General features: G+C 46.2%; 12 protein-coding genes. All 12 read left to right on the top strand.

What is annotated here, in order from left to right:
* Positions 1-72: 72 nt before the first annotated feature.
* Complete coding sequence (locus tag SGLY_RS10605) at positions 73-1,029, top strand: ABC transporter permease (RefSeq protein WP_013625290.1); 957 nt, start codon at positions 73-75, stop codon at positions 1,027-1,029.
* Positions 1,026-1,823, top strand: coding sequence for an ABC transporter permease (locus tag SGLY_RS10600; RefSeq protein WP_013625289.1), 798 nt, complete (start codon positions 1,026-1,028; stop codon positions 1,821-1,823). Before SGLY_RS10605 ends, SGLY_RS10600 begins: the two co-directional genes overlap by 4 nt.
* The gene (locus SGLY_RS10595; protein WP_013625288.1) at positions 1,816-2,619 is read left to right on the top strand and encodes an ATP-binding cassette domain-containing protein; all 804 of its coding nucleotides are present in this window, start codon (positions 1,816-1,818) and stop codon (positions 2,617-2,619) included. The genes SGLY_RS10600 and SGLY_RS10595 overlap by 8 nt, the downstream gene beginning before the upstream one ends.
* Positions 2,592-3,293: an ATP-binding cassette domain-containing protein gene (locus tag SGLY_RS10590; RefSeq protein ID WP_013625287.1), complete on the top strand. Its 702-nt coding sequence runs from the start codon at positions 2,592-2,594 to the stop codon at positions 3,291-3,293. The genes SGLY_RS10595 and SGLY_RS10590 overlap by 28 nt, the downstream gene beginning before the upstream one ends.
* A 30-nt stretch (positions 3,294-3,323) precedes the next feature.
* Positions 3,324-4,928, top strand: a complete 1,605-nt coding sequence (locus SGLY_RS10585) for an ABC transporter substrate-binding protein (RefSeq protein ID WP_013625286.1) — start codon at positions 3,324-3,326, stop codon at positions 4,926-4,928.
* A 188-nt stretch (positions 4,929-5,116) separates the two neighbouring features.
* Positions 5,117-6,883, top strand: coding sequence for an ABC transporter ATP-binding protein (locus SGLY_RS10580; RefSeq protein ID WP_013625285.1), 1,767 nt, complete (start codon positions 5,117-5,119; stop codon positions 6,881-6,883).
* Entirely contained in the window at positions 6,876-8,621 is a 1,746-nt protein-coding gene (locus tag SGLY_RS10575; RefSeq protein WP_013625284.1) for an ABC transporter ATP-binding protein, read from the top strand. Before SGLY_RS10580 ends, SGLY_RS10575 begins: the two co-directional genes overlap by 8 nt.
* Positions 8,622-9,094: 473 nt before the next feature.
* Positions 9,095-10,096, top strand: a complete 1,002-nt coding sequence (locus SGLY_RS10570) for a Fic family protein (protein WP_013625283.1) — start codon at positions 9,095-9,097, stop codon at positions 10,094-10,096.
* Between the two features lie 74 nt (positions 10,097-10,170).
* Positions 10,171-12,651: a carbamoyltransferase HypF gene (hypF, locus tag SGLY_RS10565; protein ID WP_013625282.1), complete on the top strand. Its 2,481-nt coding sequence runs from the start codon at positions 10,171-10,173 to the stop codon at positions 12,649-12,651.
* Positions 12,652-12,776: 125 nt separating this feature from the next.
* The gene (locus SGLY_RS10560; protein ID WP_013625281.1) at positions 12,777-13,532 is read left to right on the top strand and encodes a YebC/PmpR family DNA-binding transcriptional regulator; all 756 of its coding nucleotides are present in this window, start codon (positions 12,777-12,779) and stop codon (positions 13,530-13,532) included.
* Between the two features lie 38 nt (positions 13,533-13,570).
* Positions 13,571-14,041 carry a crossover junction endodeoxyribonuclease RuvC gene (gene ruvC, locus SGLY_RS10555; RefSeq protein ID WP_013625280.1) on the top strand — a complete coding sequence of 157 codons (471 nt, stop codon included), beginning with the start codon at positions 13,571-13,573 and terminating at the stop codon, positions 14,039-14,041.
* 17 nt (positions 14,042-14,058) lie between these two features.
* On the top strand, positions 14,059-14,661 hold the full coding sequence (gene ruvA / locus SGLY_RS10550; RefSeq protein WP_013625279.1) for a Holliday junction branch migration protein RuvA: 603 nt from the start codon (positions 14,059-14,061) through the stop codon (positions 14,659-14,661).
* The last annotated feature ends 2 nt before the right edge of the window (positions 14,662-14,663 follow it).

Raw genomic sequence — 14,663 nt, 5'->3', positions numbered from 1 at the left:
CGTCCCGGGGCATTTTTTATTGCGGCAAAGTTAGAATGAGCTAACTTAATCAAGTAATACCAGAGGTGGCAGATGTTGAAGGTAAAACAGTGGCGTTACATGGCAAGGAGAATATCAGTGATGATATTTTCTTTGTTGTTTGTCACCTTGCTGTCCTTTATGCTTATGCGTTTATCGCCGGTAGATCCTGCGGCCGCTTATGTGATGCGCAATTCGGCAATTGTCACAGAAGAACAAATTACCGCAGCTCGGATAGAATTGGGGCTCGATAAGCCTTTGGCGATTCAATATTTCACATGGGTAAAGGATGCCCTCGGCGGCGAATTCGGCATTTCCCTGGCAAGCGGTAAACCTGTTTTAACGGAGCTTTCCAAGTCAATTCCGGTAAGTCTGCGCGTGGTTGGTGTTTCAGCCGTTTTAATGATAAGCGGTGTGCTGTTGTTCGGCTGTCTGCAATACTTGACAAGAGAAAGACTGGCGGGAAAGGCCCTGACTGTACTCAGTATTATTGGGATTTCTATTCCTGCTTTCTATCTCGCGCTGCTCTTTATCCAGTATTTTGCTTTTCAGTCCGATTTTATTTCGGTTACGGGCAACACCGGACTGATGAAGTATCTGCCTGCCGCGCTTTGCCTGTCGGTCGGCGGGGCTGCGTTTTACTCACAAATGCTTGCCGGAAGCTTAGAAAAAGAAATGAATGAGGATTATGTTTTTTTCGCGCGATGCAGAGGGTTGAAGGAAGAGCGGATATTGCTTTTTCACGCTCTGCCGCATGCGGTCATTGATTTAGTGCCGAATTTTGCTCAGATGATCGGACTTTGTCTGGCGGGGGCTGCAATTGTTGAGCGTGTGTTTTCACTACCGGGGCTCGGCTATTTGATTGTACACAGCGTGATTAATCGTGATGCTCCCCTTATCCACGCCTCCGTACTGTTTCTTGCCATCATGCTTGTGCTGCTTGATTTTGCGGCAACAATTCTTCAATGGTATCTCAGACGGGATATTCGTATCAAGGAGGCAAAAGAATGAAACGAATAAAGATCTTACAGATAGGTGGTCCAATCTTGGTTTTAGCTTTGTGCTGCTTTGGATATTTGTTTGCGCCAAACGATCCGTATTTTGCTGATATGGCAAACAGACTGGTGCGGCCTTGTTCAGCGTATCCGCTTGGCACCGATATTCTTGGAAGATGTACACTTTCCCGTCTTTTGTACGGAGGCAGAACAACCATCGGAATTGTTGCACTCGGCTGTCTTTGTGTCGCCATTTTAGGTATGGTTACCGGATTGCTGATCAGCAGGCCTAAAGACAAACAGGGAGTATTGTTTGAAAGCATTTTGAATGCTGTAACCGCAATTCCGCCCATCGCCTACTTAATTATTTTTATAGCCGCCTGGGGTAATGGTATTTTAACAATGCTGGTTGCCATCACTCTCTCGCTCTTTTTGCGACTGATCAAATTAGTCAAAACAAGAGCCGAAATTGAAATGGGCCGTGCCTATGTTATGTGTGCTGTTACCTCCGGTGCGGGAAGGCTGAGAGTTTTGTTCTGGCAGATACTGCCTAATCTGGTTTCGGACGTGATAAGGTTTATTTGCTTATCCTGCGCGGATATGGTGCTGGCGATTGTCGGATTCTCATTTATTGGCCTTGGCCTCGGTGATCATGTTATTGATTGGGGGTCAATGGTGTCTGATTCCAACCAGATGATGCTGTCTTATCCGGGACTGACGCTTTATCCTGTGGTATTCATTTTTTTGAGCACACTGTCTTTTCATTTGCTTGGACGTGCAGCCTCGAAAGAAGGTGGCTATTATGCTTAAAGTCGATGGTTTATCGGTTAAAGCCAGAAACGGCATGCTGCTGCTTGACAATGCTTCTCTTGCTGTTGCGTCGGGCCACATAATAGGTTTGACCGGAGCCTCCGGTTCAGGGAAAACAACTCTGCTGAAAAGCATTATGGGAATGCTGGACAGAAATTGTTCTATGATTAAAGGACGTATTGTAGTGGATAACGAGGAGATAAGCAAATTGGGCACAAAGGAACGGAGGGAATTATGCGGTAAAACCATCGGGTTTATTCCCCAAAATCCCATGACTGCATTTGATCCGAGAGTGAAAATCGGCACACAGATGAGGGAAACCCTTTCTATTCGTCTCGGAATTTCCAAAAGTGATGCTGACAGTTTAAATGCAGAAAAGCTGATGGCGCTTAATTTAAAAGACTGCAAAAGAATTCTCCGAAGTTATCCGGGGCAATTATCAGGGGGGATGCTGCAGCGGATCGCCGTGGCCTTGATGCTGGCCCTCCAACCGGAATACATACTGGCAGATGAACCGACAAGTGCGCTGGATGAGGATAACCGGGAAATATTGACGCGGATTTTGAAAAAGCAGAGAGAAAAGACGGGTATTCTTTTCCTTTCACATGATGTTGACGCTTTAAGTGCACTATGTGAAACCGTGTTTGTCATGGAGCATGGCAAAATAACTGAAACAGGGACGATGGAAAAACTGCTTTCGGCACCGCGGGAAAAGTGGACAAGAGAATTTGCGGCAGCCCATAGAAAAGTGGAAGAAAGGAACTTCATATGGACGGAATACGAATTGAACGCTTGAATAAGAACTACTCCGATCATAAGGGCGCGATGTTCAGTGTGCTGTCTGATATCAATTTGAAAATATCACCCGGCCAATTGGTATCCGTAACCGGTGAATCAGGAACAGGCAAAAGCACGCTGGCGAGAATCGTTTTAGGAATTGAAAAACCTGATTCCGGCAAGGTTGTGTTGGATGGCCGCAGTGTTCCGGAGTTAAAGCCGTCTGAATACCGTCAGTTCCGCAGCAAAATCCAGGCTGTGTTTCAAGATACCGGCGGAACACTGAACCCAAAGCTTTCGGTTTATCATAATGTTGAAGAAGCTCTTGTTAACTTAACCGGCCTGAGCAAATCCGAAAGGAAAAAACGCATTTTTGAACTGATGTCACTTGTGGGAATGGATAAAAAGCTTCTGAAAGTACCGACAAAACAACTTTCAGGCGGTGAACAGCGAAGGCTGTCCCTGCTTCGCGCCTTATCCGTGCACCCCAAATATCTTGTGCTTGACGAGGTATTGGGCGGGCTGGATTTAATTTCCCAAAATTCGGTTTTGGGTTTGCTTGAAGCCTATCATAAAGAGTACCGATTCGGATGTCTTTTGATCACGCATCATAAAGCCGGTGCCTATAGAATTTCCGATAAAGTGCTTGTGATGAAAAACGGCAGAATTGCCCGTGAGGGCGTTGCACAATAAATCTTTTTTTAATTCAGGAAAGGAGTAAGAATGAAAAACAAATTTATGTCCAGGTTACTGCCCCTTGGCATCTGCTTGGTGCTGCTCAGCACCGTATTTGCAGGCTGCGGCAATCCTTCCAGTGAAGCGACCAGCGGAAAGGAGAAAAAAACGCTTACCTTGGCGGTCGGGGCGGAGCTGACTACGCTGTATCCGCTCAATATGGATGCTCAAAATCTTTCGGCAACAAGACTTTGCTATGAAGAACTTGTAAAATACGAGGACGGTAAAATTGAACCATGGCTTGCCAAAAGCTGGAGTTTTTCTGAAAACGGCTGTGACCTGACTTTTAAGCTGAGAGAAGACGTCACCTTTCACGATGGCGAGAAATTCAACGCCCAGGCAGTGAAAGACAACTTTATTTCCAAAAATAAAAATCCTAATTTCCGTGCGTGGATGGGAGTAGTCAATATCAAGGAAATTGAAGTTGTCGATGATTATACCGTTACCTTCCGTTATGGCACCCCTTATTTTGGTTATCTGAACGATTTCGCCTATCGTGAAGTTATGGTTTGCGTTTCACCCAAGGTTATTGAAGAAGGTAATTTTCAAACCATGAAGGGAGTTGTCGGAACAGGGCCTTATGTCTACAGCGAGGTTAAAGACGGCGAGTACGTTCAGTTTGTGAAGAACAAAAACTACTGGGGAGAGGAGCCCTATTACGATGAAATCATCGTAAAGTATATACCGGAAGCCTCCGCCCGCCTGCTTGCCTTGCAAAAAGGGGAGATTGACATGATTTACGGCAGCACGCTCATTTCCTGGGACGATTACAAGCAGGCTACCGCCCACGATAAGATCAAAGGCATCGTGTCCCCCGTTGACACCAAAACAGTCAGTGTTGTCCTGAATGCGGTAAATCCGATGCTTTCAGACAAATCCGTCCGGGAAGCAATGGCCTACGGTATTGATAAACAGGCTATTTGCGACGGATTGTTTTACGGTAATCAGAATCCTGCTCCGGACCTTTTCCCTGACGGCAATTTCCTTTCAGATGTAAAGCTTAATACTGTCCGCACTTACGACAAAGGAAAAGCGGAACAGCTGCTGGACAGCGCGGGCTGGAAAATGAATAGGAGCACCGGCCTGCGTGAAAAGGACGGCAAGACTCTTTCCTTTAAGTTAACCTATGATTCCGGTGAAGCGATGAATAAAATGCTGGCAACAACAATAAAAAGCCAGCTGAAGGGAATCGGAATCGATGTTCAGACTCAGGGACAGGATATGATGACCTGGTGGAAGGAAGGGGTGGCCGGCAATTACGGGCTGATCATCTGGGGAACCGAAGAAAATACGGAACCGCAAATAAACTTCCCCAAAATGATCAATTCTTCACCTCATACCCCGTCGTTAAAGGCTATCGCGGGAAACGACAAGTTCCTGGCGGATATTCAGGAAACCCTGGTGACCAATGATCAAGCGAAAGTGAATGAGTTATTCGGCAGGATTCTCAATTTCAGCAATGACAATGTGCTTGAATTGCCGCTGTACTATGGAAAGGACATGATATTGTTTAATCAGGATAAAATTGAAGATTATGTCTTTACAGATACACCGTCCATGTTTGAGATCGACAATATCAAGCCAGCGCAATAAGCGGAAAGCGAAGCTGAGACTGCAGAAAGAATAATTCAGCCTCAGCTTTGGAGTAAAAAGCGGTTATTGGAGCAGATAAGAGAACCGGATGTGGGATATAATTCAGGAAGGTTAGAAAATTCTAACTTAACGGTTATATCCTCTTTTCTATGAGGCTGAAAAATATTTCTCAAATTAAGGAGGTCGCAATGGAAGCGAAGAGAGAGAATGCTTTTAAAAGGTTATTGTTATTTGCTTCACAATGCAGAAAAAAAATGATCTTATCAGCGATCTTTGCGGTATTGGGTGTCGGCTGCGGTATGATCCCGTATTTTGCTGCTGCAAGCATTACAATAAAAATTGTAGATAAAGATTATACCTTTATGGAGCTGCTGATGATTGTGCTTATTGCCTTAGCGGGATATACAGGGAAAGTGGTTTTTCACGGAATATCTACGACATTATCCCATCAGTCTGCATTTACTATTTTGAAAAATATCCGCAGTGAATTGGTGAAAAAGCTCTCGAAATTACCGCTTGGTGATGTAATGGAAATTCCGTCCGGTGAACTAAAAACAACGATTGTTGATACGGTGGAAAAAATGGAACAACCGCTTGCACATATCATACCGGAAATGACGTCAAATGTATTGATTTCTGTATGTGTATTTTTATATTTGTTCTATCTGGATATGCGCATTGCTCTAATTTCTTTGATCACCATACCGATTGGATTGATTTTCTATAAACTTTTGATGAAAAAATACGTTTATTCCTATCAAAAACGTGTTGAAGCTGAAAATGTAATGAATGCAACCGTTGTAGAATATATCAGCGGCATTGAAGCCATTAAGGCATTTAATCAGTCTGCGCGTTCCTATGAGAAATACACGAATTCCGTAAATCATAATTGTTCGGCGGTTACTTCATTCTTTCAAAATACTTTATTTCTGTATTCGGCAGTTATGTATACGATGCCGGCAACTTTGCTTTTTGTCCTGCCCTTCGGACTGTATTTTTATATGGACGGTACGTTGACACTGGCGACATTTATTTCATGCCTTGTCTTATCATTTGGTCTGGTCGGTCCGTTAATTCAGGCGATGAATCTTACGGACGGGATCGCTTCCCTGGGCACCATGATCGGACAGATAGGAGAAATCCTTGAGGCCAATGAACTGAACCGTCCTTCGGACGATAAAACGTTAAAGAATGATATCATAAAATTTGAAGATGTTTCTTTCGGCTATGATGATAAGGAAATTTTGCATGGCATATCCTTTGAAACCATTCCCCAGGGAATGACTGCCATAGTAGGACCTTCCGGTTCGGGAAAATCCACGGTTGCCAAACTTATGGCAAGTTTTTGGGAAGCAAAAAGCGGACAAATCACTTTAGGAAATGTCGATGTAAAGGAACTGCCGTTAAGCCAAATAAGTGACATCATTTCCTATGTGTCCCAGGATAATTTTTTATTCAATATGTCTGTAAAAGAGAATATCCGTATTGGTAAAAAAGACGCAACAAATGAGGAAGTAATAGAGGCGGCCAAGGAGGCCAGTTGCCATGATTTTATTTTGTCGCTGGAACATGGATATGATACCTTGGCCGGTGAAGCCGGCAATCATCTTTCGGGCGGCGAGAAACAACGTATTTCGATTGCCAGAGCAATGATTAAAAACAGCCCGATTATTGTATTGGACGAAGCCACAGCATATACCGATCCTGAAAATGAAGCAATCATTCAAGAATCCATCTCCAGGCTTGTCAAAGGGAAATCACTGATTGTCATTGCCCATAGGCTTTCTACGATAATATCGGCAGACAATATTATCGTGATGAATCAAGGTGAAATCGCCGCCCAGGGGACCCATCAAGAACTGCTGGAGAAATGTAAAGGATATCAAAACATGTGGGAAGCTCATATTGGAACAAGGGACAGGGACTTGAAGCAAGGAGGGAAAAACAATGGTTAGGACGATAAAAGGGCTGCTGGAGTTTTCCGGCAGAAATAAAAGCAGTCTGATCCAATCTTTTGTTTATCGTGTTATATTGACCATTTGTGAGGTTATTCCCATTTTGGCGATTGTGTATAGCTTAAACAGTATGATTCTGGCCAAAGAAAATGGAAATCAAATCACGATAAAAACACTAATTGGCGCATTTTTGATTCTGCTTGTTGGGGTAATAGGGAAAATCATATTTGGGTCCATTGCCAACAGTAAGGCCCAAGTTGCTTGTTTTAAGATGTGCGCGGATAAAAGGATTGAAATTGGTGACAGGCTGAAAAGAATACCTATGGGATATTTTAGTTCAAACCGCCTTGGTGAGATTGCGTCTGCAGTCACAACAACAATTGGCGATATTGAAACCCAGGCAGGCCATATCTTGAATAATCTTGTCGTTGGTGTTGTTCATGCCGTGGTCATTGCTATTGTGATCAGCTTTTTTGACTGGCGTATCGGACTGATTTCTATTGGCGCAATTCTTACGGGTTTATTTGTAAATTCCCTTCTGCAGAAAAAAAGTATTGCTGTTTCGCCCAAGAGACAGGAAGCTCAAAGCGGGCTTGTGGCCGCAGTCCTGGAATATATTCAGGGAATAGCGGTTGTAAAAGCCTTTAATCTCGGAGAAAAATCCAATCGTGCAGTAGATGATGCCATTGAGGAAAGCCGCAGGTGCAATATAGGATTAGAAAAAGCCTTTATAAAATTAATTGCTCTTTATCTGTTTGTCTTTAAAGTTGCAAGCGGTGCTATGCTGATGATGGCATGTTACTTATTTAGCGGCGGTGAATTTTCATTGTCGAATACCCTAATGATTATTGTTTCAAGTTTCGTTATCTTTTCTCAAATCGAAGCCGCCGGCAACTCTTCCTCTTTATTGCGCATGATGGACAGCAGTATGGATAAGGTCAACACCTTGGAACAGATACCCCTTATGGATGAAAACGGGATGGATATTAAACCTGACAATTATGACATTGAATTTAAAAATGTCTCATTTTCCTATGATTCAAGAAAGATTTTTGACAACATAAGCCTTTCTATCCCGCAAAATACAACAGCTGCCTTTGTAGGGCCGTCCGGCGAAGGAAAGAGTACAATCTGCAATTTGATTGCCAGGTTTTGGGATGTCAATGAAGGCGAAGTAAGGCTTGGGGGATATAATGTCAAAGAGTATACTTGCGAAAGCCTGTTGAACAATATCAGCATGGTATTTCAAAATGTTTATTTATTTCAAGACACTATTTTAAATAATATTAAATTCGGGCGTCCAAAGGCAACAATGGAAGAGGTGGTCGCGGCTGCGAAAAAAGCTTGCTGCCATGAATTTATATCGAATTTGCCGGATGGATACAGCACAATGATCGGAGAAGGAGGCTGCAGTTTGTCAGGTGGTGAAAAACAGCGTATTTCAATTGCCAGAGCAATTTTAAAAGATGCTCCCATTATTATTCTTGATGAAGCTACTTCAAGTGTTGACCCGGAAAATGAAAAACAATTGCGGCTGGCTATTGAAGAACTGACCAGATACAAAACGGTGATTATGATTGCTCATCGCCTTTCGACGGTCAAAGACGCCGATCATATTTTTGTGTTGAGCGGCGGACATATTGTCCAGCAGGGAAAACATGAAAAATTAATGAATGAAGAAGGAATTTATTCGGAGTTTATTCAAGCAAGAAGAAAAGCAGTTGGGTGGAGTCTGTAGTTGCCGCCGTTTGAGCAGAGAATTCAAACGGACGATCAAGCGGAGAGCAGAAATGTTATCTTTGTTTAATGCCGGTAAAAGCCTTGAAAATGCAAGCTATAGCAAATGAGAACAGCAATCCTGAGGGGTGATACGGTGAAAGCTAAACATCTCATGGTTTCTATCAAATGAGGAAAAGAAATATTCCGAATATGAAAAACGATGGTTTAATGCAGAAGATGGGCAATTCCATATCCCCATTGCAGAGTAGACGATCCGTTTTGATGCGGAGGGATTTAAAACCCAACACGAGTACAAAAGTCATCATGTATTTTTTTATGCCTGCGATTGATCTTGTATCATCATCTTGGCTGGTATATATGATATAAGATGTATTGCCGTAAAGTGCTGGAGCATCTGTGCGATAACTTCGAGAAATGTTGTGCATGTGCGTCTTGTATGATAAGATGATGATATAAGATGGAGGGCGAAAAATGATTGAAAACGCATATCTGCCGCCATATACCATGACGGAATCCATAACAAACCTAATTGTAGAAATTGGCGAAAAGGTAGGCGCCATTACGGCATGGCAGCACATGAATACCAATCCGAAACTGCGCAGGGATAGCCGCATTCGTACCATTCACGCATCTTTATCCATAGAAAACAACTCTTTATCTTTAGATCAAATGACGGACATTATCGATGGCAAGCGGGTCCTCGGCGCGCCCGGCGAAATCCGTGAGGTCAAAAACGCTTACGAGGCATACGAAAGGCTGTTGTCTTTCAATCCTTATTCAGTTGACGATTTACTGAAAGCACACGGCATCCTGATGGCTGATCTGGTAAGAGAAGCGGGGCGTTTCCGTTCTGGTGGTGTAGGCGTGTTTAAGGGTGAACAGATCGTACACATGGCTCCGTCAGCCGATATGGTGCCTCAGCATATCGCCAATCTCCTGTATTGGACAAAAACCGCAAATACGCATCCTCTGATTAAAGGCTGCGTATTCCATTATGAATTTGAGTTTATCCATCCCTTTGCGGATGGGAATGGCCGTATGGGAAGAATGTGGAATACTCTGCTGCTGTACCAATGGAAGCCAATATTTGCGTGGATACCTGTAGAAACAGTTATACGGGAAAAGCAGGACGTCTATTACGACGCTCTCAGTGAAGCGGACAGGATGGCCAACGCCACGCCGTTTGTGGAGTTTTTGCTGCAGGCAATCCTCGACACACTCATAGAGATTGAACGCGATCAAATCCCCACCGGAAAAGTCAGCCTGCATATTCAGTTATTTTTAGATAAGCTGGGTAATGATGAACTATCTGCTGCTGAAATCATGGCACGTATGGGATTAAAGAATCGTCCGGCCTTCCGAAAAACGTATCTGCAGCCTGCCTTGAACTCCCAGCTAATTGAGATGACGCTTCCTGATAAGCCGAACAGCAAAAATCAAAAATATAGGAAACGCAGGCCGGAGCAACAATAACCGCAAAAGTTGTTCAATAACCCGGCAAAGTGTAAAATGAAGGAAGACAGTCGATTCATCATTTAGCGAGAAAGATGGTTGAAATTTTGGCGGAAAAAGCCTTGAAGATCCAATTAAAAGGAATTGTCCAGGGGGTTGGCTTCAGACCTTTTGTCTACAGAACAGCCGCGGATTTAGGAATCAAAGGATGGGTCGGCAATACCGGAGCCGGTCTGGACATTCATGCCGAAGGGAAAAACAGAGATGACTTCTTGCGCAGGGTGCTGGCGGAAGCCCCGCAGTTGGCCAGGATTGTGTCCTGCCAGAAAACAGAGGTTCCTGCCGAAGATTTTAAGGAGTTCACGATCCTCTCCAGTGAGAATTCCGGAGAGCGGGATGTTTTGATCTCGCCTGATGTGGCGACCTGCGGGGATTGTTTAAAAGAGCTGTTTGATCCGGCGGATCGCCGATACCAGTATCCTTTTATCAACTGCACCAACTGCGGTCCACGCTATACCATCATCAAGGACAGGCCCTATGACCGGCCCAGGACGACGATGGGCGGCTTTCCCCTGTGCGCGGGCTGCCGGGAGGAATATGAGCATCCTTTGAACAGGAGATTTCATGCCCAGCCTGTCGCCTGTAAGATCTGCGGGCCCCAAGTGGCCTTGCTGGACAATCAGGGCCGGGAGATCGCGGATAAGGGTATTGGCACAGGTCTGCTTGAGGCGGGGGCTATCCTGGCTGTTAAAGGGCTGGGCGGCTTTCATCTCGTTTGTGATGCCGGGAATACAGAGACGGTAAAAAAGCTTCGTCAGCTTAAAGAGCGGGGAAGCAAGCCGTTCGCCCTGATGGCCCGGGATCTTGCGGCGGCCCAAAAAGCAGTTCGGATCACCAAGCTGGAAGAGGAACTGTTATCAAGCCCTGCCGCGCCTATTGTTATTCTCAGCCGGCTGAGGGCTGAAAAAGCTCTGGCTGCGGAGGTAGCGCCCGGGGTCCACACTCTGGGGATCATGCTGCCCTACACTCCTCTTCATCATTTGCTGTTCAAGGGGGCATATGATTTTTTGGTGATGACCAGTGCCAATTTAAGCGGGATGCCGCTGATCTATGAAAATGAGCGGGCCTTGGAAGAGCTTGGTGCGATCGCCGATTATTTTCTTATCCATAACCGGGACATTTTTCACCCCTGTGATGATTCCGTAGTCCAGGTCGTAGCCGGGGCTCCGCTGTTTATGCGCCGGGCAAGGGGTTATGTTCCCCTGCCTGTCCTCCTGGAGGAAAACGTGGAAATCCCGGCGGCGGCACTCGGCGGGGAGATGAAGAACGCGTTTTGTTTGGCGAAAGGGCACTATGCTTTTGTCAGCCAGTATATCGGAGATATGCACGGCTATGAGAATTTTCAAAGATTCAAAAAGGAGTACCGGACCTTTCAGGATGCGGTCCATGTTTATCCCCGGCGGATCATCTATGACTTTCATCCGGGATATATGACGACAAAGTTTGCCGGGCAGACGGATCTCCCGAAATTAGCTGTTCAGCATCATCATGCCCATATGATCAGTGCCGCCGGTGAGCAGCGTTTGAAGGGCAAGGTCTGGGGGATAATCTGTGATGGCACCGGATATGGTCTTGACGGCAAAATCTGGGGTTTTGAGTTTTTGTCCGGGGACGCCTCAGGTTTTGAACGGAAGGCCCACCTGGAATACCTGCCGTTGCCCGGAGGAGATGCCGGGGCCAAACACCCGCTGCGGATTGCCTATGCTTATTTAAAAAAACTTGGTCAGCCTGCCGATCCGGCGGTCCTTGACACCCTGTTCGCAAACCTGTCCTTGCCGGAGAAAAATATCCTCGAAGGCCAGCTGAAGAGCGGCTTGAATGTGTTCGATACCTCCAGTGCCGGACGGCTTTTTGATGTGGTCAGCGCCTTGCTGGGCATCTGTACCGAGGTGACGTATGAGGGACAGGCGGCCATAGAGCTGGAGAGTACGGCCTGGAATTGGTTAAACAGCGGTGATGAGGCGCAGGAGAAGCAAGAACAAATCAAAGCTGCGCGCAGACAAATGTACGAAGAAGCGGTAAAACAATGCAAAGAACAAAAAAACGCTTGGGGAAAATTTGATCCGCAAGGAGGTCAGGCAGAGCAGGATATGGCCGGAGAAAAACAGGGCGGGAGAAGGCCGGAGGGACGAGCAGCAGCCGGCTCCGATAAGCGCCTTTACCAGATGAACTATTCCAGGCAGGAAGCCTTGGTGTTAAAGCTAAAAAGCTTCCTGAGCCGTTTGGCCGCGGATATTATAGAAGGAAAACACAAAGGGGAAATCGCGTTTTGCTTTCACCTGTCCATAGCGGCGGCCATACTGGAGACCATCGGGCTCCTGGGTGCGGAAAAGGAAAAGATCGTCATCAGCGGAGGGGTCTTTCAGAACAAACTGCTCACGGAATTATTGCTTGACCTGGCCCGGGAGCTTGAAATAAAAATAGACAGACACAGGGAATTGCCCTGCGGGGACGGGGGAATTGCTTTCGGACAGGTCCTGATCGGGCAAAAGCACTGGCAGGAGGGACCGGTTTAAAGCGGATGGAAGGACCCCGTTAAGCCCTGTTTTGAACTTGTGGGCGAATCATGCTAAAATAAAGCGTTATGGAAATTGATCCTGATCACTGACCAATCAATTCTACTTACTGGGAGGAATTCAGCGTGTCCGGTCATTCAAAATGGGCGAATATCAAACATAAAAAGGCGAGAACAGATGCCGCCAAGGGGAAACTTTACACGAAGCTGGCCCGGGAGATTTTTATTGCAGCCCGGGCAGGCTCACCTGATCCCAACAACAATTTTCGCTTAAAGATTGCCATAGATAATGCCAAAGCGGCCAATTTGCCGAACGAGAATATTCAAAGAGCGGTTCAGAAGGGCTCAGGCACAGGTGATGACACAAATTATGAAGAGCTTCGCTATGAGGGTTATGGTCCGGGCGGAGTGGCGATCATGGCCACAATCCTGACAGATAATCGCAACCGGAGCGCCTCGGAAATGCGCCATATCTTTTCCAAGAATGGCGGCAATATGGGTGACAGCGGTTGTGTCGGCTGGATGTTTGCCGAAAAGGGGCAGCTCAGTATCGCCAAAGAAGGCCTGGCCTTAAATGAGGATGATCTGCTGCTTTTCGCTTTGGAGGCCGGAGCGGAAGATATTGAGACGGAAGATGAAGGCTACGAAGTATTCACAGCACCGGAAAACATGGAGCAAGTCAGGCAGAGTCTCATTGACGGCGGGATTCAGATTCAAACGGCAAATGTCAGCCTGATTCCGGAAAACAGGATGGAAATATCCGATCTGGATCAGGCCAAAAAGATCATCAAGCTGATCGACACCTTGGAAGAGCACGACGATGTGCAAAATGTCTACACCAATTTTGATTTGGCTGAGGGAATCTCGGGTGAAGACCTTTAATCTATTGAGCGAAAAGTATAGTTCTTTGAGGGATGAAGATGTTGATTTTGGGGATTGACCCGGGTACGGCGACAACAGGTTACGGGCTGATCGAGAAAACAGGCCAGAAAATCACTCCAGTGGAATATTCCTGCTGGCGGACACCGGCGGGCCTGCCGATGCCGCAAAGGCTTTTGATGTTATCCGAATTTCTGGAAGAGGTTTTGGGAAAATATTCACCCAGTCATCTGGTGGTGGAAGAGCTTTTTTTCAACCGCAATGTGACGACCGTCATCTCGGTCGGTCAGGCCAGAGGGGTCATTCTGCTGGCCGCGGCCAAATATAAAATCCCCGCCTATGAATATACCCCGTTGCAGGTCAAGCAGGCCGTTGCGGGCTATGGCAAGGCCACCAAGCAGCAGGTGCAGTATATGGTCAAGGCGATATTGGGACTGAAGGAATGTCCGAAACCGGATGATACGGCAGATGCCCTGGCCATAGGGATCTGTCACGCATTCACGATCAGATGAGAAACGGGGGTTAGAGGATGATTGCGTTGCTGCGCGGGACAGTGTGGGAAATGGACAAGGATAAGCTGATTGTCGATGTCAATGGTGTCGGTTATTTATTAAACGTTCCCTCCGGGAAATTAAGCAGCGTCCGGATCGGCCAGGAGGTGGTCCTTCATACCTATCTGCTGGTCAGGGAAGATGATCTTTCCCTTTTTGGCTTTGCCGACAGACAGGATAAAGAGCTGTTTATTAAACTGCTCAGTGTCTCCGGTATTGGCCCTAAAGCCGCCCTGTCGATTTTGTCCTCATTCAGCTCAGTGCAAATCATTACGGCGCTTGTGCAGGAAAATCATGTCATGTTCACGGAGATTTCCGGTATCGGGAGCAAAATTGCCCGCCGGCTGACCCTGGAGCTGAAAGAGAAGTTTAAGGATTATCATCTGGAGGGCTTAACAGGCGAAACCTTTGCGGGCAGTGAAAGCGGACCAGGTTCGGAGCCGGGGATTATGGAGGCCTTATTGGCCCTGGGCTTTACGCCGGGTGAAACCAGAACCGCGGTAAATGCGGTCGGTAAGCTGGAAGGACTGACCTTTGAGGAGCAGCTCCGGGAAGCCTTGCGTCTTTTGGCCAGGGCCTAATG

The organism is Syntrophobotulus glycolicus DSM 8271 (assembly GCF_000190635.1).
Taxonomy (GTDB): Bacteria; Bacillota; Desulfitobacteriia; order Desulfitobacteriales; family Syntrophobotulaceae; genus Syntrophobotulus; species Syntrophobotulus glycolicus.
This window is presented reverse-complemented; position numbering and strand designations above follow the sequence as displayed.